Origin of the sequence: Gordonia sp. PvP123, assembly GCF_040547295.1 — a bacterium.
GTDB classification, from domain to species: Bacteria; Actinomycetota; Actinomycetes; order Mycobacteriales; family Mycobacteriaceae; genus Gordonia; species Gordonia terrae.
Window position 1 is genome coordinate 235760 of sequence record NZ_JBEPPN010000007.1, and the last position, 20685, is coordinate 256444.

The following is a 20685-nucleotide window of genomic DNA, read 5'->3' on the forward strand; positions in this document are numbered from 1 at the left end:
GCAAGGCCTCACCGTGCCGTCGCCAACTCCACCGCGTCGGACACCGACCGCGAGATGAGCAGTCGGTCCAGCGATCGCCGGGCGACGAACCCGGTTGTCGACAACTCTCGCAGCCAGTCGAGCAACGGCGCGTAGAAATCGGAAGGATCGAGCAGGACGACCGGCTTGTCGTGCATCCCGAGATAGCCACCGGTCCAGGTCTCGAAGAGCTCCTCGAGCGTCCCGATCCCGCCCGGCAGGGTGATGAACCCATCGGCGCGCTCGTCCATGAGCCGCTTGCGTTCGCGCATGGTCTCGGTGACGACGAGTTCCCCCGACCCGAGGTCGGCGACCTCGTGCTTCATCAGCGCGCGGGGGATGATGCCGATCGTGTGACCGCCCGCCTCGCGGGCGGCGTTGACCAGCGCGCCCATCATGGAGATGTTCCCGCCACCGGAGACGACGACATGCCCCTGCTCGGCCAGGGTCCGCCCGACCTCGGCGGCGAGGTCGAGATAGGGCTGGTCGACGGGACCGGACGCGCAATAGACACAGACAGCACTCACCGGGCAATCGTGCCATCGCCGCCCGACCCGGTCATCTCGACCCTCAGGGCGTGGCGGCCTCGATCGCGGCGACCACGTCATCGGGGTCGTCGACGACGGTGAGCAGGTCCAGATCCTCGGGCGAGATCATCCCGCGCGCGGCGAGGACGTCGCGCATCCAGGCCAGGAGCCCGCCCCAGAAGTCGCTGCCCACCAGCACGATCGGGAATCGCACCACCTTCTTGGTCTGCACGAGGGTCAGCGCCTCGAAGAGCTCGTCCAGCGTGCCCATCCCGCCGGGGAGACAGACGAACGCCTGCGCGTATTTGACGAACATCGTCTTGCGGACGAAGAAGTACCGGAAGTTCATCCCGAGATCGACCCACGGGTTGAGGCCCTGCTCGAAGGGCAGCTCGATGTTGAGGCCGATGGACTGGGCACCCGCCTGGCGGGCGCCCTGATTGGCGGCCTCCATCGCTCCGGGCCCACCGCCGGTGATGACCGCATACCCGGCCTCGCCGAGCGCACGTCCGACCCGCACCCCGAGCGCGTATTCGGGCGATTCCGGGGCGAGGCGGGCGGAGCCGAACACGGTGACGGCCTCGGCCACCTCGCTCATGGCGTCGAACCCGGCCACGAACTCCGACTGGATGCGCAGCACGCGCCACGAGTCGCGCATGGTCCGCTCCGAGCGCCGCTCGGCGTCGCGCGGGTCGACCCACTCGAGCAGCCGTCGATCGGTGGTCTTGCCCTGCTGATCCCGGCGGATGCGGATGGGCCCGACGTAGCAGGTGTCGGGATCGGTTCCGTCGGTGTCGGCGGCGGGATCGGGCGTGGTCGACATGGCGGTCACGCTAGCAGCGTGGCCGGGCAACCCGATCCGGCCACTCAGGACAGGTAGTCGCGCAGCAGCTCGGTCACCGCGCGGATCTGCTCCACCGGGACCCGCTCGTCGACGCGGTGCGCGAGGTTGGGGTCGCCGGGACCCAGGTTCACAGCCGGGATGCCCAGCGCCGAGAACCGCGACACATCGGTCCACCCGTATTTCGCGCGGAAGCGGCCACCCGCGGCCTCGACGAGCGCCGCAGCGGCCGGGTGTGTCAGACCCGGCAGGGCGCCGGCGGCCGAATCGGTGACCGCCAGCTCGATGACACCGTCGGCCAGGTCGGCGGCGAACACCTCGCGCACGTGGTCGAGGGCCTGATCGATCGAGCGGTCGGGCGCGAAGCGGAAGTTCACGTCGACGTGTGCGGCGTCGGGGATCACGTTGCCCGCGACCCCGCCCCCGACGGCGACCGCGGACAGACCTTCGCGGTACTCACAGCCGTCGATGTCGACCCGACGGGCCTCGTAGCCCGCCAGCGTGGTCAGGACATTGCCGAGCTTGTGGATGGCGTTGTCGCCCATCCACGACCGGGCCGAGTGCGCCCGGGTCCCCGACGTCGACAGCCGGACCCGGAGTGTTCCTTGGCATCCCGCCTCGATGAGCCCCGCGGTCGGCTCGCCCAGGATCGCCACGTCGCCGGCCAGCCATTCTGGGAGTTCCCGTTCGATGTCGTTGAGGCCGTTGAACTCCGCCGCGATCTCCTCGCAGTCGTAGAAGATCAGCGTCAGGTCGGAGGCCGGCTCGGGCAGCGTTGCCGCCAGGTGGAGGAACACCGCGTCACCGGACTTCATGTCGACGGTGCCGCAGCCGTGCAGGACGTCACCGTCCTCCGGATGGGTCTCACGGCGGTGCGGGAGGTTACCGGCCACCGGCACGGTGTCGAGGTGACCGGCGAGGATGACTCGCCGGGCATGCCCCCGATCGGTACGGGCGAGAACGCGATTGCCGTGGCGGAGGATCTCGAAACCGGTTGTCTGCGCCCGCAGTGCGGCCTCGACCGCGTCGGCGATGGCCGATTCGTTGCGCGACTCGCTCTCGATGTCGACGAGCGCGGCGGTCAGGTCGACGGGATCGGCGGTCAGGTCGAGATCGGGAGTGCTCACCCCTTCACCGTAGTGAGCCCATCTCGGCGGCGCCGAAGGAGACGCTGAACGTCACGCACCAGAGGAACACCGACGGATAGTCGCCCGGGTCGACGCCGGCGGGGATCTCGTAGAGCTGGTCGCCCTTGTTGCCCTTGATCATGCCGAGGTCGACGTGCGGGGCCCCGGCGGCCGTGCGCCAGCCGGCGAATCCCTCGACCACCTCCCCCTGTGACAACCACACGTGGACGTCCGGGCCGGTGGTGGTGTCCAGGTTCTCGATCGCCAACACGCGTGAACCGTCGGGTTGTTCGATGACCGAGACCGTTCCGGAGGTCGAATGCTCATGGCTGATCAGGCTTCCGCGCGAGACCACCACCGGTCCGGCGGGGGGCGCCTGGCCCGCCGCCGAGGTCGTCGGGGTGACCGCCACGGGGATCGCGTCGTCGATCTCGGTGTCGACGAAGATCAGCCACGGCTGGAAGACGACGGCCCCGACCGCCAGCACCGCGACGAGCACGACGCCGAGGCCGCCGAGCACCCACGGCCAGCGACGACGTCGCCGCCGGGGCGGTGCAGGTGGCTGCGGATGACCGGTCATGGTGGCGACCCTACGAGCGCCGCACGGCACGTGACCAGGACTTTGGGCCGAATGGATGACGGCAGAGCGGCGTCGGGGCACCGGTGGCGGCGCGGGACGACGGGCAGCGATCACCTAGACTCACCTGTCGTGACATCTACTGGCGCACACGCAACTGGCATCGCGACCGTGACCGACGGGGGTTCGACTCCCGGCGTCGTCCTCGACGTCTGGTTCCCCGAACCCGAGCTCGACGGTGTCGAGACCGCCGAGACCGTCACCCTCGACGACGAGTCGACGCCGGCCCATCTCCGCGATCTGGTGGGCGTCGACGAGGCCCGCGGGGTGAAGACGATCGCGGTCCGCACCGGCATCGCCGACATCGCGGCCGCACCCATCGACGCCTACGACGTCTACCTCCGGCTCCACCTGCTGTCACATCGCCTCATCACCCCGCACGGCGCCAACCTCGAGGGCATCTTCGGGATGCTCACCAATGTCGTCTGGACCAACCACGGCCCATGCGCGGTCGAGAACTTCGAGTCGGTGCGGGCGAAGCTGCGTGCGCGCGGACCGGTCACCGTCTACTCGATCGACAAGTTCCCGCGCATGGTCGACTACGTCGTGCCCGGCGGCGTGCGGATCGGCGACGCCGACCGCATCCGCCTCGGCGCGCACCTGGCGGCCGGCACCACCGTGATGCACGAGGGCTTCGTGAACTTCAACGCCGGCACCCTCGGGTCGTCGATGGTCGAGGGCCGCATCTCCGCGGGCGTCGTCGTCGGCGACGGCTCCGACATCGGCGGCGGCGCCTCGACGATGGGCACCCTGTCGGGCGGCGGCAAAGAGATCATCGCGCTGGGCAAGCGCTGTCTCCTGGGCGCGAACTCCGGCTGCGGCATCCCGCTGGGTGACGACTGCGTCATCGAGGCCGGCCTCTACGTGACCGCCGGCACCAAGGTCACCGGACCCGACGGCACGCAGATCAAGGCACGCGATCTGTCCGGCCAGTCCAACCTGCTCTTCCGTCGCAACAGCCTGACCGGCGCGGTCGAGGTCGTGCCGTGGAAGGGCGACGGCATCGCCCTCAACGAGGCGCTGCACAAGAACGACTGAGTCCGGCCGACGACACTGTCGCGCACTGGCCGGATCGGTGATCGCGACGTATGGTGGGCTCATGAGCACATCGAACAATCGTTCGACGAACGATTCCGACGACGTCCTCGGCGCAGGCGCCGGAAACACCACCGAGAAGGACCCGGACGACTGGGTGACCGGTGACGAGCCGATGACCGGCGCCCAGCGCAGCTACCTCGACACCCTCGCACGAGAAGCCGGCGAGACGCTCTCGGCCGACCTCACCAAGGCCGAGGCCTCCGAGGAGATCGACCGGTTACAGCAGAAGAGCGGCCGCGGCTGATCCGGTCGGGGCTGATCGGGTCGGGGCTGATCGGGTCGGGGCTCAGGCGGCCAGGCGGGCGACGGCCGCGCTGATCCGTTCATCGGTGGCGGTGAGCGCCATCCGAACGTGGCGTTCACCCGCCGGGCCGTAGAAATCGCCGGGGGCGCAGAGGATTCCACGCGTGGCGAGCCAGTCGACGGTCTCCCGGCACGGTTCGTCCCGGGTTGCCCAGAGGTACAGGCCCGCCTCGGAATGGTCGACCCGGAAGCCCGCACCCTCGACCGCGGCCTTCAACAGTCGACGACGGGCTGCATAGCGTGCACGCTGCTCGTCGACATGCGCGTCGTCGCGCAGCGCGGCGGTCATCGCCCCCTGTATCGGGAACGGCACGATCAGTCCGGCATGCTTGCGGACCGCGAGCAGTTCGCCGATGAGATCGGGGTCGCCGGCGAAGAAGCCGGCACGGTACGACGCGAGGTTCGAGATCTTCGACAGCGAGTGGACGGCGAGCAGCCCGGTGTGGTCGCCGTCGCAGACCCGGGGGTCGAGGATCGACAGCGGCTCGCCCTCCCAGCTCAACCCGAGGTAGCACTCGTCGGACACGACGACGGTCCCCCGCTCGCGTGCCCATCCGACGACCTTGCGCAGATGGTCGAGACCCAGCACCTTGCCGGTCGGATTCGACGGCGAATTGATGAACATCAGCGCCGGGTTCATCGGCCCCAGGGCGACGGTCGAGTCGGCGCGCACCGGCCGGGCACCCGCGAGCAGCGCGCTCACCTCGTAGGTCGGGTACGCGACCTCGGGGATGACCACGTCGTCACCGGGCCCCAGTCCGAAAGTCGAGGCGAGACCCGCGATCGCCTCCTTGGTCCCGATCACCGGGAGGATGCCCGCCTCGTCGAGACCGGAGACCCCGTGCCGCCGGACCAGCGACTCCGCGGCCGCCACGCGCAGCTCGCGCGTCCCGATCGTCGTCGGGTACCCCGGGAACGTCGAGTTGTCGGCGAGCGCGTCACGGATGAGGGCGGGCACCGGGTCGACGGGCGTGCCGACCGAGAGATCGACGATGCCGTCGGCGTGGGCCCCCGCCGTCGCCTTCGCGTCGGCGATCGTGTCCCAGGGAAAGTCGGGCAGGCGCCCGCTCACCCGGGTCGAGGTGACGCGTAGCGGAGCGGCCGCACGGGATACAGGACTGCTCATGCCGAGCCGGTCAGTCCTCTTCGTTCATCGGCGGGAGCCCCTTGATGAACGCCGGATCGGCGTCGGTCTTGCCGACCTTGCTGGCGCCGCCGGGCGAGCCCAGGTCGTCGAAGAAGTCGGCGTTCGCGCTGACGTAGGGCTCCCACTCGTCCGGCACATCATCTTCGTAGAAGATCGCCTCGACCGGGCACACCGGTTCGCACGCACCGCAGTCGACGCACTCATCCGGCTGGATGTAGAGCATGCGTCCACCCTCGTAGATGCAGTCGACGGGGCATTCCTCCACGCAAGCCTTGTCCAACACGTCGACGCAAGGCTCCGCGATGATGTAGGTCACCACTCACTCCTTCGCTAGGGAAGATCCGGGTCGGCGCGACGAGAAGTGCGGGTTCGGCGTCGAACAGCACTCCGGCGTCGGCGCCGGTGCGGCTCGAGGGCTGGTCGAACCGCACCCCACAGTATCCGCCCCGGTGGACGCTGCGACGAAATCGGCCCCCGCCCAGAACCGCCTGGATCGGCCTTCGAGTAACGAGGATCACACTCGGACCGCACGCGAGCGCCTCGGGTTTCGCTCAGCCTGCCGACAAACCTCGACGCCGCGACCATCCGCGGGCAGTGTCGGGCGCATGATCGTCGTCGACGAATCCGTCCTGAGGGGACACCGACCCGCGGGTGCGTGCGCCCGGGTGCCGCACCGACCCACCGCGCGGTCGATGTCGATGTGCTGTCGCTGAACCGATCGGCCTCATCACATCCTCATCGACCCACGCAAGGATTCGCCATGACCTCCACCCTCGCCCGCACCGAATGGGCGTCTCGGTCCTCCGCTGCCCCGCGCACCATCAGCCACCTGCCGACGCGGCTCCGGCCCGCCGACCTCCTCCGTATCACCGATCAGGGCGTCGCCGACGTTCTCGACGGCCGGCACGACGCCGTGCTCCCGAACGTCTGGGACGAGCGGCACCGCTGGTCGACGCGACTGCACGCCGACGACGACGTCGATGTGTGGCTGATCAGCTGGACGCCGGGAGAGGCCACCGAACTCCACGACCACGCCGGCTCACTCGGCGCGCTCACCGTGCTGTCGGGCAGCTTGCGCGAGTACCACTGGACGGGAGACGATCTCGCGGTGCGCATCCTCGACGCCGGCGACCAGGCCGCCTTCCCCCTCGGCTGGGTGCACGACGTCGTGCGGAACCCGGTCGTGTCCGCGCCGGAGCCGTCGACGAGTGAGCAGCCTGTCGCACTGGTGACCCCGACACTGAGCGTGCACGCCTATTCCCCGCCGTTGACCGCCATGTCCTACTACGACATCTCCGAGGGCGGGTACCTGCGCCGCAACCGGACCGTCCTCACCGACGAACCCGAATGAGCGCTCACCGGACCATCGACGACGTGCTCGCCGACGCGCGGTCGCGGATCGCGCGGGTCGAGCCCGTCGACGTCCCCGCGGAGCTGGCCGACGGCGCGGTGCTGGTCGACATCCGGCCCGCGGCCCAGCGCGCCGAGGAAGGCGACGCGCCGGGGGCTCTCGTGATCGAACGCAATGTCCTCGAATGGCGCTGCGATCCGGCGAGCGACGCACGTATCGACCAGGCAGTCGACCACGACGTCCGCTGGATCATCCTGTGTTCGCAGGGTTATACGTCGAGTCTCGCCGCGGCGGCGCTGCAAGAGCTCGGACTCCACCGCGCGACCGACGTCATCGGCGGATACGAGGCTCTGGCACCAGTTCTCGGCTGACTCTCAGGCCACCGCGGGCCAGGGCCGTGGCGCGGGGCGGGTGTCGACGGCGAGGCCGGTGACCGGGTCCGCGAGTGCGGACACATGGTGCGCGAGGGCCGGATCGATCCAGTCGGTACCGTTCAGCACATAAGGCGGCTGCGCGGTGATGCGTTCGGTGAGAACGAAATCGGACTCCGCGGTCCGCGCGGCCAGAGCGTCGAGGTGGGGCCAGGGGCGCTCCGGGTTGACGTGGTCGGGCGTCAGGGGTGACACCCCACCCCAGTCGTCGACGCCGGAGGCGATCAGGGCCGCGCACTCGGCGGGCGACACGAGGTTCGGCGGCGCCTGGATCCGCATGTGCGGGCCGAGGACGATCCGGGCGACCGCGACGGCGGCGAGGAACTCGGTCATCTCCGCATCGGGCGTCGAGCGCATGGCGGTGTCCGGCTTCGCGCGGAAGTTCTGCACGATCACCTCCTGGATGTGCCCGCCCGCGGCGTGCACATCGGCGAGCGCCAGCAGCGATTCGGCTCGCTCGGTGAGGGATTCACCGATCCCGACGAGGATTCCGGTGGTGAACGGAACGCGAGCGGTGCCCGCGTCGCGCAGCACCTGCATGCGGACCAGAGGGTCCTTGTCGGGACTCCCGTAGTGCGCCTGCCCCTTCTCGGTGAACAGGCGTCGCGACGTCGTCTCCAGCATCATCCCCATCGACGGCGCGACCGGCCGCAGGTGGCGGAGCTCGTCGAGGCTCATCACACCGGGATTGAGGTGCGGCAGCAGACCCGTCTCCGACAGCACCGCGACCGCGGCCGCACGCACGTAGTCCAGCGTCGAGGAGTATCCCCGTTCGGCGAGCCACTCGCCGGCCTGGGGCCACCTGTCCTCCGGTCGGTCGCCGAGGGTGAAAAGGGCTTCCTTGCAGCCCAGTTCGGCGCCGCGCCGCGCGAGATCGACGACCTGGTCGAGTTCGAGATACAGGCCCTCCCCCGCTCGGGCGAGCTTCCCGGGGACAGTCACGAAGGTGCAGTAGTGACACCGGTCGCGGCACAGGCGGGTCAGCGGGATGAACACCTTGCGCGAGTAGGTGATCTGACGCGACCTGCCGACCGCCGCGAGGCCTTCGTCGCGGATCGCCCCCGCGATCGACTGGAGTTCGGTGAGGTCCTCGCCCGAACAGGACAGGAGCGCCACGGCGTCGTCGAGACCGATCGGCGCGCGTTCGTGAGCGGCGGCCAGCGCCCCGCGGATGATGGACTTGTCGGTCATTCCTGCCCCTCCTCGGGTGTTCCGGTGCCGGGATGTGGTTCATAGGGTGCGGGGTCGAACGTGCCGTTGCGTTCGCGGAACGACGCCGCGGTGCCCGGCCAGAGCAGGGTCAGGCGACCACTGTCCGGATCGACATACCAACTGTCACAACCGGTCATCCACACGGTCGACTCGGCGCGCGCGTCGATCTCCCGGGTGTAGGCCTCCTCGGCGGCAGGCGACACCGCCAGGGTCCCGATCCCGTTGTCGGCCATGTACTCCAACGCGCCCAGGACGTAGTCGAGCTGCGTCTCGATCATGTAGATCGCCGAGTTGTGTCCGAGTGCGGCGTTCGGTCCGTCCAGGACGAACATGTTGGGGAAACCGCTGACGACGGTCGAGGCGTGGGAAGTCATGCCTGCGGACCAGTGCTCGGACAGCCGACGTCCGGCGCGGCCGGTGATACGCGACGCCGCGGGCGGGCGCGCGGCCTCGAAACCGGTCGCCATCACCAGGACGTCGAGGTCGTAGGTGCGGCCGCTGTGCGCGGTGGCCTTGGACTCCGCGACCGACGTCAGCGCGCTCGGCTCGAACACCACGTTCGACCGCTGCAACGCCGGGTAGAAGTCGTCACTGAGAAGGATGCGCTTGCAACCGATCTCGTAGTCGGGGGTCAGCTGCTCACGGAGGCCGGCGTCTGCCACCTGCCCGTGCAGGTGGTCTCGGGCGCGCGCCCGGATCTGGTCGATGTCCGGATGCAACCCGAGTCGCTGCCGGAACGCCGAGTCGGCCTCGATCAGCAGGTGCTCGCGCACCTCGGCGGCGACGACCGGATCGAGCATCGCGACGCGCTCGTCGGCGGTGTAGCTCCGATCCGCCCGCGGCACGACATACGGCGCGGTACGAGAGAAGACGACGAGGTCCTCGGCGACCTCGGCGAGGTGCGGGACGAGTTGCACGGCCGACGCACCGGTCCCGACGACCCCGACCCGCGCACCGGCCACCGCGACGGCGTTGTGCCAGCCGGCCGTGTGGACGACCTGTCCCGGAAAGGTGTCGAGCCCTTCGATGTCGGGGATGCGCGCCTCCGACAACCGCCCCACGGCCAGGACCAGCGTACGGGCGCGGAACGTCGCGGACCGCCCGTCCGGCGCGGCGGCGGTGATCATCCAGTGTGCACCGCGCTCATCCCAGACGGCTTCGCGCAGTTCCCGATTGAGATGAATCCGATCGGCCAGCCGTTCGTCGACGACGATCTGCTCGAGATAGCTGCGGATCTCGGCGCCGCGCGGGAACCGCGCGGACCAGTCCGCGGGCGGCCGGAACGAGAACGAGTACAGGTGCGCGGGGATGTCACAGGCGATTCCGGGATAGGTGTTGTCGCGCCACGTGCCTCCCACGCCGTCGGCGCGTTCGAGAACGACGAACGACTCCCGGCCTCGGCGCGCGAGTTGCGTCGCCATGCCGAGTCCGGCGAAGCCCGCGCCGATGATGACCACATCGACGTCATCCATCATCAGCGACGACGGTCGCATCTCGTTCGACGGCCCGGCCTCGGACGGTGTCCGGCTCACGCGGACACCGTGGGCAGTGGGAGCAGCCGGCCCGGTCCCGGCACCCCATAGCGGGTGGTGCGCTGACGCGGCGCCCGTCCGGCTCGCGCCGCGATGTCGACGACGGCGGCCGCGTCGAGCACACGACCGGCTTCCGGCCCGGCCGTCGGCATCAGCGTGCCGTCGAGCAGCAGACCGCCCAGATCGTCGGCACCGCCCCGCAACACCCGATCGACGGTGGCGGCGGGAAGCTTCGTCCACGCCACCTGGAGATGGTCGAGAAGGCCCGCGGACATGAGTCGGGCCACGGCGTACACCGCTCGGGTCTCCCGTTCCGACGCCGTCCGGGTCGCGGTCCCGGCGAGGTGCGGCGGCACGTTCTCGGGCAGCAGCGGCATCAGGATGAGTTCGCTGAAACCGCCCGTGCGACGCTGGATCTCGAGCAGGAGCCGCAGGTGGGCGACCTGGTGCGCAGGCGTCTCGACGTGCCCGTAGAGCATCGTCGCGGTGGAGAAGAGGCCCACCCGGTGAGCGGTCTCGATGACATCGACCCAGCTGCCGACCGGCGGTACCGAGCCGGTGGGCGACAGCGTCGCACGCACGGTGTCGTCGAGGATCTGGGCAGCGGTCCCCGGCACCGATCCCAGGCCTGCCGACCGCAACCGCTCGAGATGGTCGGCAACCGACACCCCGGCGCGCTCGGCGCCGTCGACGATCTCCGGTGCCCGGTATGCGTGGAGGTGCAGTCCGTCGGCGGCCCCGGTGATGACTTCCACGAGCCGGACGTACTCGTCGGCCGGGAGCTCCGCGGGCAGTGGTCCCTGCATGCAGATCTCGGTCGCCCCGAGACCGACCGCCTCGGCGACCAGGTCGTCCAACCCGGGATCGTCGGGGCCGAGACAGCTGACGACCCCCGTGTCGAAGTTGCGGTTGACGACGAACGTCAGCACATCCGGATCGGTGACGCGGCGACGCACGGAGTCGGCGAGGTCGCACAACTCGTCGAGCTGCGCACCCGAGGCACCCAGCAGCGCAACCCAGCCGTCATCATCCAGGGCGTCGGCCCCGAGAGTCGGGTCGTCACGAACACGGCTCAGTGCGGCCGTGACGCGCTCGATCGGGGCCAGGATGTCTTCGGCCCACGCGCGCAGAAGCATGTCTCTCACTCTAACTCCGCACCGCGAAGTGCAGCGCAGAGCGCCCCGTCGCCGGGCGGTCACTCGGGTTCGGGCAGCCGACCCGTCCAGGCCAGCGCGACGCACGGCCCGACGCCGAGCACCAGGAGCAGAAGGGTCTGCACCAGGTAACCGCCGCTGATCGACAGCACGACATCACCGCCCGGCCCGGGGAATCCGCCGGCGATGACGACGACGAGCCCCCAGGCCGCGAGCGGGCCGTACCGCCACGGGGTGGCGGTGAAGGCGGACGCGAGCCAGAGCAGGGCCGCGTTGACCGCCCCGGCGACGAGCGCCGCCACGGGTAGCGCGACACCACCGAAGCGCTGGTAGGTGAACGCGACACCGAGGAGTCCGACCGCGAACCCGTCGACGATCAGGAAGCCCAGGAGGAGCCGGTCGAGGACGGAACCCGGTGCGGGGCGAGCCGAACGTGTCATCGTCGCAATCCCGGTCTCAGTCGATCCCGGCGAACAGGTCCGACTCGCGCGTGTCCGCGGCACCGAGGGACTCGTGGCGTTCCGGCTCGGTGAGGATGTAGTGCTCCGCACGGGCGATCGGCTGCAGGATGTTGTTCGACAGGGCGTACTCGGTACCCGACGCGGCGACGGTCACCTGGGTGGCGTGGGCGGCCAGTGCGGCGACCTTGTGGGCGAGGTACGCGCTGATGTCGATCTCGGTGGTGATGTCGGCATCGGGATAGCTGGGGAGCTCACCGTCGTGCGGCATCCGCCAGCCGTCGGGCACGGTGACGGCTCGGGCCAGCCCGGACTCGAGGGCACTGCGTTCGGTCACCGATTCGTAGACCTTGACCGGACCCGACCCGACTTCGCGGGCCCGCGCGACCGCGGCGGCCGTGACCTCGTGGACGAGTTTGTGATCGGGATGCCCGTACGTGCCGGATGCGTCGTAGCTGACGACCACCTGCGGTGCGAACTCGGTGAGCACGTCGACCAGCGCACCGACCGGCTCGTCGAACGCCGCCCGCACGAGCGCGCGCGGGTGGTTCGCGGACGGCGCGCCGGCCATGCCGGAGTCCCGCCAGCGCCCGGCGCCGCCGAGGAACCGCGGCCGCAGCGGCGCGCGGCCGTCGGGAGTGAGCGCGGCCAGTGCCCGCGAGAGCTCGAGAATCCGGAAGCCCCCCAGCTGATCGGCACCGCCGTCGGCGACCAGCTGCGCCCACTCGTCCCCGATCACCTCGCCCTCTTCGCCGAGGGTGAAGGTCAGCACCCGCACGTCGACGCCCTCCGCGAGATACCGGGCGATGGTGCCGCCGGTCATGATCGTCTCGTCGTCGGGATGCGCGTGCACGAGCAGCAACCGACGACCGGCGGGGGTACCGGTCACGACAGCTCCCAGTTCACCGCGGTCCCGAAGATCGAGACCTGGATGGGCCCGGTGAGCGGGACGTCGCGCACGGCCGGCGTGGTTCCCACGACCATCGAGTCCTGGTACAGCGGCAGATAGATCGCCTGGGCGGCCAGGAGCGGTTCGGCCTCGTTCAGGGTCGGGATCGGGTCGTCCTCGGAGAGCGCGGTGCGGGCGAGCTCGATCAGTCGCGGATCACACAGCCCGGAGATGTTGCTGGCGTAGCTGTCCCCGGGATCGCCTCCGCTCGGCGCGATGCTGGTGGGGGTCGGGGGCGTCGCGGGCGACGGTTCGGTACCGGGTTTGGGCTGGTTGCAGTCGACCTGCGAGGCGAGTGAGGCTGCCGGGGGCACCCCGAGGCCGGACCATCCGACGACCAGGTCGACACGTTTGTTCGTGAGTGCCGACCCGTACAACTCGCTGTTGGGGAGCGTGACCACCTGCGCCCGCACACCCGACCCACGGAGCTGGTCGACGATGCTCGACGCCGCCGACGTGGTCCGCGGATCGCCGGCCACCGCACCGACACGGACGATGAGGTCCTGTCCGTCGCGCTGGAAAGGCAGGATGCCCTCGGGCAGCTCCGGCACCTCGACCAGACCCTCGATCGGGGCGTCCGTCGCACCGGGCGTCGTGGACCCACCGGCGGACGGTGACCCGGATGCGGGGGGTGAGGACGGCGGGACCGAGGGTGCCGCCGAGGAGGATTCGGACGACGCCGACGGGACCGGGGATGCGGAACCGACGGGTTCCGGCGCGGCCCGACGGTAGCCCGCAGACCCCAGCAATGCGTCGATCTCGGCCGGCCCGACACGGGGTCGGTCCACCGGTGAATAACCGGGGTCCGACGGCGCGAAGACCGTGTTGGCGAACGGCTCGACGACCCAGTCCCCGGCGCCGGCGAAGGTCGTCAGCCGCGGATCGACCAGTCCGAGGATCGCGCGGCGGACCTCGACCGAGCTCATCGCGTCGGTGCGGGCGTTCACGCTCACCCCGAGTGACCGCGACGTGAGGCTGCGCGCGGTCTCCAGACCGGGCAGAGCGGTCAGTTCGGCGTCGGTGGCCGGCGAGGCGCCCAGGGCCACGACGGCCGAGTCGCCGGAGCGCACGGAGTCGAGCATCTGGGCCGAGGTGCCCGCGCGGCGCAAGACGACCTGATCCAGCCGTGGCGGGGTGACCCAGTACCGGTCGTTGCGGGCGAGCCGCACCTCGTCACGGGTCTTGTCGATGCCGACGATCGCGTACGGACCGGCCGACACCGGCTTGCCGGTGTCCATCCCGGTCTGGAAACCTGCCGGCGCTCCCTTCAGCACGTGACTCGGCAGAAGTCCGGTGAACAGTTCCCGCCAGGCCGGGAACGGCCGCTCGAACCGGACCTCGACGACCTTGCCGCCCTCCCGGGATTGCACCGAGTCGATGAGGCGGTAGCCGGCCGGCGCCACCACGTTGGGTTGCCGGGACATCTGCTGCCACAGGAAGTTGAAGTCGTCGCCGGTCACCGGCAGCCCGTCGGACCACTGGGCGTCGGTGTGGATGCGGTAGGTCACGGTGAACGGCGCCCGCGAGGTGACCTCCGCGGAGGTCACGAACGAACGCTGGAGTTCCCACACCGTCCCGCCCGGTGTCTGGACCGGGGCGAAGGCACTCGGCAGCGTCATCGCCGCGACCGCCGTGGTCACCGGGTTCTGATCCGCCGCGATGTGCGGATTGAACCCGGAGCCGACCGAGTCGGTGGCGATGTAGATCGTCTTCTCCACCGGGTACTCGGTCGGGGTGGGCGGCGGCCCGGTGTCGCGGACCGGTGGCGGCGGATCGGACATGCACGCCGTCAGCACGACGAGCAGGGCGATCCCGCACGAGACCACGCCGAACAGCCGGCCCCGGACGCGATTCGTGGTCTCGCGGCCTGGTCGTGGTCTCGCGCGATTCACCTCGGATACCCCCATGACAAAGAAGCTGCTCGGTCCGTCAGACGTGTCTACCACCGTGCACGGGCGCCGCCGTACCGCCGAACCGTCAGCTGACAGCGGCATCCCGGGACTTGGCACGCGAACGCTCGCGGGCACGGGTGTTCGAGTCCAGGTGGACCTTACGGACGCGGACCACCTCCGGGGTCACCTCGACACACTCGTCGGCGGCGCAGAACTCCATCGCACCCTCGAGATCGAGCTGCATCGGCTTGGCGAGGGTCTCCATCACGTCGGCCGACGACTGACGCATGTTGGTCAGCTTCTTCTCGCGAGTGACGTTGATGTCGAGATCTTCTTGACGCGGGTTGATGCCCACGACGTGTCCCTCGTAGGAGTCCTCGCCCGGGTTGACGAAGAACGTGCCACGGTCGGCGAGTTGGATCATGGCGAACGGGGTGACGGTGCCGGCGCGATCGCTGACGAGCGAGCCGGTGTGGCGGGCGCGGATCTCGCCGGCCCAGGCGTCGTAGCCGTCGAAGACGGCGTTGGCGATGCCGGTGCCGCGGGTCTCGGTGAGGAAGTCGGTGCGGAAACCGATCAGGCCGCGGGACGGCACGATGAACTCCATCCGGACCCAGCCGGTGCCGTGGTTGTTCATCTGCTCCATGCGGCCCTTGCGCGCGGCGAGCAGCTGGGTCACCGCGCCGAGGTACTCCTCCGGCACGTCGACCGTCAGGTGCTCGAAGGGCTCCTGGATCTTGCCGTCGACCTTGCGGGTGACCACCTGCGGCTTGCCGACCGTCAGCTCGAAGCCCTCACGACGCATCTGCTCGACGAGGATGGCGAGCGCGAGCTCACCACGGCCCTGCACCTCCCAGGCGTCGGGGCGGCCGATGTCGAGCACGCGCAGCGACACGTTGCCGATCAGCTCGGTGTCGAGGCGCTGCTTGACCATCCGGGCGGTCAGCTTGTGACCGGACACCCGGCCGGCCAGGGGCGATGAGTTGGTGCCGATGGTCACCGAGATCGCCGGCTCGTCGACCGTGATGCGCGGCAGCGGCTGCGGGTTCTCCAGATCGGCGAGGGTGTCGCCGATCATGATCTCCGGCATTCCGGCGACGGCGACGATGTCACCGGCCGACGCGGACTCGGCGGGGGCGCGATCGACGCCGACCGTGGCGAGGAGCTCGGTGATCTTGGCGCGCTCGACGACGGGTTCACCGTCGACCTCGCGGCACCAGGACACCTGCTGACCCTTGCGGAGGGTGCCGTTGTGGATGCGGACGAGCGCGAGGCGACCCAGGAAGGCCGAGGCGTCCAGGTTCGTGACGTGTGCCTGCAGGGGCGCGTCCGGGTCTCCCTTGGGAGCCGGGACGTGCTCGAGCAGGACGTCGAAGAACGAGTCGAGGTTCTCCCCGGCCGGGATCTCGCCGTCGGCCGGCTGCTCGGTACTGCACACGCCGGCGCGGCCCGAGGCGTAGAGCACCGGCAGCTCCAGGACGAGCTCGGCGGCTTTCGCGGCCTCCTCGTCGAGGTCGGATGCGAGGTCGAGAAGGAGGTCCTGCGTCTCGTCGACGACCTCCTGGATGCGGGCGTCGGGTCGGTCGGTCTTGTTGACGACGACGATCACCGGCAGTTCGGCGGCCAGCGCCTTGCGGAGCACGAAGCGCGTCTGCGGCAGCGGGCCCTCTGAGGCGTCGACGAGGAGGACGACACCGTCGACCATCGACAGACCGCGCTCGACCTCGCCACCGAAGTCGGCGTGGCCGGGGGTGTCGATGACGTTGATGACGACCTCGGTGCCGTCCGGCTGGCGCCGGTGGACCGCGGTGTTCTTGGCGAGGATGGTGATGCCCTTTTCACGTTCGAGGTCACCGGAGTCCATCACCCGGTCGACGACCTCGGCGCGCTCGCCGAAGACGCCGGACTGGCGCAGCATGGCGTCGACGAGTGTGGTCTTTCCGTGGTCGACGTGCGCGACGATCGCGACGTTGCGGAAGGTGGGGGCAGCGCTCACTGGCTCTCTTTCGTGTGGGTGGGGACCTGCGGCGACGGACGGCGCTCGGCTCACTGCGGAACGTCGGCGACGCTCGCATCCGAACGGCTCTGACCGGCGCGGGGAGCAGATCACCTAGGGATTCAATGTGACAGAGTATCGGCTCGGACGGTGAGACCGCGATCACAGCACCCACAAAGGCGATAGTTAGGGTCTGCTAACCTCGCCGTATGGGCAAGGTCGACCCGACCAGAGTGGGCTCGTTGAAGCCCAAGAAGAAGTGTTGCAAGAGTTCCACGCGCTGCGTTCGCTGCCCGGTGGTCATCCATCGGATGCGCAAGCTCGACACCTCCGACATGTCGAAGAAGGAACTCCACAAGGCGTTGAAGAAGGCGCGCGCCGCCTGACCACGGGTCAGCCCGGCGGTGTCTCGCCCTCGCGGTCGACGAGCCGATCGTCCTCGTCGGCCGGTCGGACCGCGACGGCCACCGCGACGAGGGCGATGCCGGCCGCTTCGAGTGGCCGCGGAACCTGTCCGAGTGCGAGCAAGCCGATCACCGACGCCGTCACCGGCAGCAGTGCGAGCAGGATCGCGAACCTCGCCTGTCCGACTCTCCGCAGCACGATCTGGTCCAGGGCATACGGCACCGCGGTCGACGCGATGCCCAGCAGCAGGCCTTGCGCCAGCACGGCCGGCAGGGCGGCACCCGCGCGCACCGCGTCGGCCACCCACCACGCGAGCGGCGCGGTGAGCAGTGCGGCCACCGCGAAGCCGGTGGCCAGATCCTCCACGCCCGCACCCCGCGCCGCGACGCGTTTGCCCAGCACGATGTACCCCGCCCAGCAGGCGGCCGCGGTCAGCGCCAGGACGACGCCGATCGCCGTCCCCGACCACCGGACATCGGCGATCAGGACGACGCCGACCGCCGCCAGCACGAGCGCGGCGACGTCGCGACGCGTTGCAGAACCCAACGCGGCCACCGCGATCGGACCCAGAAACTCCAAGGCGACGGTCGTACCCAGCGGCAGATGTGCGAGGGCCTCGTAGAAGGCGATGTTCATCCCGGCGGTGATCAGCCCGAAGCACGCCGCGAGGCGTAGCCGTTCCCACCGCCAGGCGGTCCGCGGTGGCCGCACCCACAGCAGCAGCACCAACGCGGCCCCGGTGATCCGCAACCAGGCGACCGCGGCCGGGGAGATGACGTCGAACAGGCCGACGGCAACGGCCGCGCCGAGGTACATCGACGTCGCGCCGACGACCACCAGGCCCGGCGGGACGAGCAGGTCGCGTCGCGTCACCGGCACGGCGAGGCCCCCACCACCGCGCGCATCGTCACGGCCCGATGACCGCGACGCGTTCGGGCACCAGACGCATCCGGACCCGGTCGCCGACGGCGACCGATGCGTCTGTCACGGCGTCGATCTCGCCGACCGGGGTGTCGATGCGCACGCGCGGGCCGCCCGGGAGTTCGGCGACGAGCATGATGATCGCTGTCGCTGCCGTTTCCTCGTCCGCCCCCGGCGACGCCGGGCCGATCGAGACCGACTCGGGCCGCAGACCGAGCCTGCGACTGCCGTCGGGGAGGTCGAGTGGCATCTCGCCGAGCACGGTGTCGGCAACACCCGACCGGACCTGCGCGTCGACGACGGTCGTGGCGCCGAGGAATCGTGCGGTCCACTCGTCGACCGGGCGTCGCCACAGCCCCGCCGGGGCGTCGGTCTGGATCATCACGCCGTCACGCATCACCGCGATCTCGTCGGCCATGGTCGCGGCTTCGGCGTGATCGTGGGTGACCACCATCGTCGGGACACCGGCCGCGCGGACGATCTCCGAGATCTCCACCGCCAGTTCGTCTCTCAGACGTCGGTCAAGGGCCGCGAGCGGTTCGTCGAGCAAGAGCAGCCGCGGGCGCGGGGCCAGCGCACGCGCGAGTGCGACGCGCTGCGCCTGGCCGCCCGACAGGGTGTCGACGAGACGTCTGTCGTAGCCGGTGAGGCCGACCACGTCGAGCATCTCGGCGACGCGTTCGGCGATGGCGCGGCGCGACCAGCGCCGCACCCGGAGTCCGTATCCGATGTTCGACGCGACGCTGCGCCCGCCGAAGAGCTGCCCGTCCTGGAAGACCACGCCGAAGTCCCGGCGATGGACCTCTACCCCGGCGAGGTCGACACCGCCGAACCGCACGGTTCCCCGGACCGGCGACTCGAGCCCGGCGATCGCCCGGATGAGGGTCGACTTGCCGCACCCCGACGGGCCGAGGATCGCGGTCACCAGGGAGCCCTCTCCCCCGAGCCGCCAGGACAGGCCGTCGATGACGGTCTCGTCGCCGTACGCAACGGTGAGATCACGGACTTCCAATGAATTCCCGGGGGTCACAGCAGCGGGACCTCCGAGCGGGGACGGAACGCCTCGACCGCGACGACGGCGAGAACCGTCGCGACGACCAGGACCACGGAGGCGGCCATGGCGGTCGCCAGATTGTCGGCACCCGGCCGGTTGAGGGCCGACCCGATCAGCACCGGGAGGGTGGTCGTGTCCGCGCGGGCGAGAAAGCTCGTCGCGCCGAACTCGCCCAGGGCCATGACGAAGGCGAAACCCCCGGCCGCTCCCATCGACCTGCCGATGATCGGCAGGTCGACCGTCGCGAACACCCGAATCGGCCTGGCTCCCAGCGTCGCCGCGGCGTGCCGCAGCCGGGCCGGCACCGATTCGAGCGCGGGCATCATGATCCGGATGACCACCGGTATCGCGATGAGCGCCTGGACGAGCGGGATGACCGCGGGCGACGCGGCGATCTCGTAGGGCAGCGACGCCAACACGATGAGATATCCGAATCCCAGTGTGACGGCGCTGATCCCGAGTGGCACGAGCGACACCGCCGAACCGATCGCCCCGACCACCCCGTGTGCGCGGTGGAGCGCGACCGCGGCGAGTGTCCCCACCACCAACGCGATGGCGGTCGCCGCGGTCGCGGTCACCAGTGAATACCGCAGACTCTCCAGCGGCGTCACCCCGTTGACCGGTTCGGCCAGTGCGCGGTAGCCGGCGAACGTCCAGTCGCCGTGCGCGACCGGCCGGACCGACCGCACCATCAGCACCAGGACCGGCCCGACGAGGAGTACCGCCGTCCATGCCCCGACCGCCCAGACGGCCGGCCGCGTCCACCGGCCGCCGGCGACCCTGCGGTCGCGTTCGGCCCGCCGCGCACCGCCGCCCGATCCGCGGCCGGCCGGATCGGCGAACACCCGTGTCAGCAGCAACGCGGCGAGCACCACCACGATCTGCAGCATCGACAGGGCGACCGCCTCGGGGATGCGGAAGTATCCGATGGCCTGGGTGTAGATCTCGGTCTCCAGGGTGCGCAGCTCGCCCGCGCCGAGGATGATCACGACGCCGAAACTGGTGGAACAGAACAGGAAGATGAGCGCTGCGGCCGACGCGATCGCGGGCACGAGTCGCGGCACGACCACGGTCAGCGTCGCCCGTATCCGGCTGGCGCCCAGCGACCGTGCCGCCTCGAGCAGCCGTGGATCGAGGTTGCGCCAGGCCGCGCCGACGACGCGGACGACGACGGCGATGTTGATGAAGACGTGGGCGGCGAGCACGGCCGGCAGCCCGGACTCGATGTGCAGGAACGCGAGTGGGCCCGACAGCAACGAGCGGAACGCGACGCCCACGACGACGGTGGGCAGCACGAACGGCACGGTCACCACGACGGCGAGGACGACAGCGGTGGCCCCGCGCACCCGGGCGAACAACCACGCGATGGGAGCGGCGGCGGCGAGCGCCAGGACGGTCGAGGCCGCCGCCTGACCGAGGGTGACGCCGAGAAGTCCCAGCGCGTCGGTACGTTCGAGCAGTTCACCCAGGCCCGCCCCCGAGTCGCGGGCGATCGACACGGCCCGCCGGACGAGGGCGACGACCGGCCACGCGAACAGCACCACGATGAACAGTGCCGGGAGGAGCCACAGCGCCACCGGTCCGGCAGCCCGGGACGCCCGGGTCACCGCCGTCGCGGCGCGGGTCACCGAG

General features: G+C 70.3%; 21 protein-coding genes. 5 read left to right on the plus strand and 16 right to left on the minus strand.

Annotated features, from left to right (window positions below):
- Positions 1-8 precede the first annotated feature (8 nt).
- Genes ABIC25_RS15850 through ABIC25_RS15865 form a run of 4 tightly spaced genes read right to left on the minus strand, consistent with a single transcriptional unit; the run spans position 9 to position 3033 of the window.
- A complete protein-coding gene (locus ABIC25_RS15850; protein WP_004019224.1) occupies positions 9-545 on the minus strand; it encodes an LOG family protein in 537 nt (178 codons plus the stop codon).
- 43 nt (positions 546-588) lie between these two features.
- On the minus strand, positions 589-1368 hold the full coding sequence (locus ABIC25_RS15855) for an LOG family protein (protein WP_354562184.1): 780 nt from the start codon (positions 1366-1368) through the stop codon (positions 589-591).
- Between the two features lie 44 nt (positions 1369-1412).
- The gene (dapE, locus tag ABIC25_RS15860) at positions 1413-2513 is read right to left on the minus strand and encodes a succinyl-diaminopimelate desuccinylase (protein ID WP_354562186.1); all 1101 of its coding nucleotides are present in this window, start codon (positions 2511-2513) and stop codon (positions 1413-1415) included.
- 4 nt (positions 2514-2517) lie between these two features.
- Positions 2518-3033: a DM13 domain-containing protein gene (locus ABIC25_RS15865; protein WP_354562319.1), complete on the minus strand. Its 516-nt coding sequence runs from the start codon at positions 3031-3033 to the stop codon at positions 2518-2520.
- A gap of 189 nt (positions 3034-3222) precedes the next feature.
- On the opposite strand from ABIC25_RS15865, the gene dapD reads away from it, so the two are divergent.
- Complete coding sequence (dapD, locus tag ABIC25_RS15870) at positions 3223-4188, plus strand: 2,3,4,5-tetrahydropyridine-2,6-dicarboxylate N-succinyltransferase (RefSeq protein ID WP_081486967.1); 966 nt, start codon at positions 3223-3225, stop codon at positions 4186-4188.
- Between the two features lie 61 nt (positions 4189-4249).
- A complete protein-coding gene (locus tag ABIC25_RS15875) occupies positions 4250-4492 on the plus strand; it encodes a DUF3072 domain-containing protein (RefSeq protein WP_004019219.1) in 243 nt (80 codons plus the stop codon).
- Positions 4493-4534: 42 nt separating this feature from the next.
- Here the strand turns inward: ABIC25_RS15875 and dapC are convergent, their stop codons facing one another.
- Both dapC and fdxA read right to left on the minus strand, forming a co-directional pair.
- Positions 4535-5677, minus strand: coding sequence for a succinyldiaminopimelate transaminase (gene dapC, locus ABIC25_RS15880; RefSeq protein WP_354562188.1), 1143 nt, complete (start codon positions 5675-5677; stop codon positions 4535-4537).
- Between the two features lie 10 nt (positions 5678-5687).
- Positions 5688-6017, minus strand: coding sequence for a ferredoxin (fdxA, locus tag ABIC25_RS15885; protein WP_004019217.1), 330 nt, complete (start codon positions 6015-6017; stop codon positions 5688-5690).
- Positions 6018-6458: 441 nt separating this feature from the next.
- On the opposite strand from fdxA, the gene ABIC25_RS15890 reads away from it, so the two are divergent.
- Together ABIC25_RS15890 and ABIC25_RS15895 are read left to right on the plus strand one after the other, a co-directional pair.
- Positions 6459-7049, plus strand: coding sequence for a cysteine dioxygenase (locus ABIC25_RS15890; RefSeq protein ID WP_354562189.1), 591 nt, complete (start codon positions 6459-6461; stop codon positions 7047-7049).
- Entirely contained in the window at positions 7046-7420 is a 375-nt protein-coding gene (locus ABIC25_RS15895; protein ID WP_354562191.1) for a rhodanese-like domain-containing protein, read from the plus strand. Before ABIC25_RS15890 ends, ABIC25_RS15895 begins: the two co-directional genes overlap by 4 nt.
- A 3-nt stretch (positions 7421-7423) precedes the next feature.
- Here ABIC25_RS15895 and cofG read toward each other — a convergent pair whose 3' ends face one another.
- From cofG to typA, 7 genes are all read right to left on the minus strand, one after another.
- The gene (cofG, locus tag ABIC25_RS15900; RefSeq protein WP_354562193.1) at positions 7424-8671 is read right to left on the minus strand and encodes a 7,8-didemethyl-8-hydroxy-5-deazariboflavin synthase CofG; all 1248 of its coding nucleotides are present in this window, start codon (positions 8669-8671) and stop codon (positions 7424-7426) included.
- Entirely contained in the window at positions 8668-10167 is a 1500-nt protein-coding gene (locus tag ABIC25_RS15905; RefSeq protein WP_354562321.1) for a flavin-containing monooxygenase, read from the minus strand. Before ABIC25_RS15905 ends, cofG begins: the two co-directional genes overlap by 4 nt.
- Positions 10168-10220: 53 nt before the next feature.
- Positions 10221-11360 carry an FO synthase gene (locus ABIC25_RS15910; protein WP_354562194.1) on the minus strand — a complete coding sequence of 380 codons (1140 nt, stop codon included), beginning with the start codon at positions 11358-11360 and terminating at the stop codon, positions 10221-10223.
- A gap of 59 nt (positions 11361-11419) precedes the next feature.
- Positions 11420-11818, minus strand: a complete 399-nt coding sequence (locus ABIC25_RS15915; protein WP_004019211.1) for a hypothetical protein — start codon at positions 11816-11818, stop codon at positions 11420-11422.
- Positions 11819-11834: 16 nt separating this feature from the next.
- Complete coding sequence (mshB, locus tag ABIC25_RS15920) at positions 11835-12725, minus strand: N-acetyl-1-D-myo-inositol-2-amino-2-deoxy-alpha-D-glucopyranoside deacetylase (RefSeq protein WP_354562196.1); 891 nt, start codon at positions 12723-12725, stop codon at positions 11835-11837.
- A complete protein-coding gene (locus ABIC25_RS15925; protein ID WP_354562198.1) occupies positions 12722-14692 on the minus strand; it encodes an ABC transporter family substrate-binding protein in 1971 nt (656 codons plus the stop codon). Before ABIC25_RS15925 ends, mshB begins: the two co-directional genes overlap by 4 nt.
- A gap of 70 nt (positions 14693-14762) precedes the next feature.
- Complete coding sequence (gene typA / locus ABIC25_RS15930; RefSeq protein ID WP_004019208.1) at positions 14763-16673, minus strand: translational GTPase TypA; 1911 nt, start codon at positions 16671-16673, stop codon at positions 14763-14765.
- Positions 16674-16882: 209 nt separating this feature from the next.
- On the opposite strand from typA, the gene ABIC25_RS15935 reads away from it, so the two are divergent.
- A complete protein-coding gene (locus ABIC25_RS15935; RefSeq protein WP_004019207.1) occupies positions 16883-17059 on the plus strand; it encodes a hypothetical protein in 177 nt (58 codons plus the stop codon).
- A 7-nt stretch (positions 17060-17066) separates the two neighbouring features.
- On the opposite strand, the gene ABIC25_RS15940 is transcribed toward ABIC25_RS15935, so the two are convergent.
- The 3 genes from ABIC25_RS15940 to ABIC25_RS15950 form a co-directional block, all read right to left on the minus strand.
- Entirely contained in the window at positions 17067-17894 is an 828-nt protein-coding gene (locus tag ABIC25_RS15940) for an EamA family transporter (RefSeq protein WP_354562322.1), read from the minus strand.
- 91 nt (positions 17895-17985) lie between these two features.
- On the minus strand, positions 17986-19029 hold the full coding sequence (locus tag ABIC25_RS15945) for an ABC transporter ATP-binding protein (RefSeq protein WP_354562199.1): 1044 nt from the start codon (positions 19027-19029) through the stop codon (positions 17986-17988).
- Complete coding sequence (locus ABIC25_RS15950; RefSeq protein ID WP_354562200.1) at positions 19026-20681, minus strand: ABC transporter permease; 1656 nt, start codon at positions 20679-20681, stop codon at positions 19026-19028. Before ABIC25_RS15950 ends, ABIC25_RS15945 begins: the two co-directional genes overlap by 4 nt.
- Positions 20682-20685: the final 4 nt, after the last annotated feature.

Bases quoted from the DNA above. Each gene is read 5' to 3' on its own strand.
- ABIC25_RS15855 (WP_354562184.1), bottom strand. From the start codon at position 1,368: ATGTCGACCACGCCCGATCCCGCCGCCGACACCGACGGAACCGATCCC.
- ABIC25_RS15875 (WP_004019219.1), top strand. From the start codon at position 4,250: ATGAGCACATCGAACAATCGTTCGACGAACGATTCCGACGACGTCCTC.
- dapC (WP_354562188.1), bottom strand. From the start codon at position 5,677: ATGAGCAGTCCTGTATCCCGTGCGGCCGCTCCGCTACGCGTCACCTCG.
- ABIC25_RS15890 (WP_354562189.1), top strand. From the start codon at position 6,459: ATGACCTCCACCCTCGCCCGCACCGAATGGGCGTCTCGGTCCTCCGCT.
- ABIC25_RS15895 (WP_354562191.1), top strand. From the start codon at position 7,046: ATGAGCGCTCACCGGACCATCGACGACGTGCTCGCCGACGCGCGGTCG.
- cofG (WP_354562193.1), bottom strand. From the start codon at position 8,671: ATGACCGACAAGTCCATCATCCGCGGGGCGCTGGCCGCCGCTCACGAA.
- ABIC25_RS15905 (WP_354562321.1), bottom strand. From the start codon at position 10,167: ATGATGGATGACGTCGATGTGGTCATCATCGGCGCGGGCTTCGCCGGA.
- ABIC25_RS15910 (WP_354562194.1), bottom strand. From the start codon at position 11,360: ATGCTTCTGCGCGCGTGGGCCGAAGACATCCTGGCCCCGATCGAGCGC.
- ABIC25_RS15915 (WP_004019211.1), bottom strand. From the start codon at position 11,818: ATGACACGTTCGGCTCGCCCCGCACCGGGTTCCGTCCTCGACCGGCTC.
- ABIC25_RS15925 (WP_354562198.1), bottom strand. From the start codon at position 14,692: ATGGGGGTATCCGAGGTGAATCGCGCGAGACCACGACCAGGCCGCGAG.
- ABIC25_RS15935 (WP_004019207.1), top strand. From the start codon at position 16,883: ATGGGCAAGGTCGACCCGACCAGAGTGGGCTCGTTGAAGCCCAAGAAG.
- ABIC25_RS15940 (WP_354562322.1), bottom strand. From the start codon at position 17,894: ATGTACCTCGGCGCGGCCGTTGCCGTCGGCCTGTTCGACGTCATCTCC.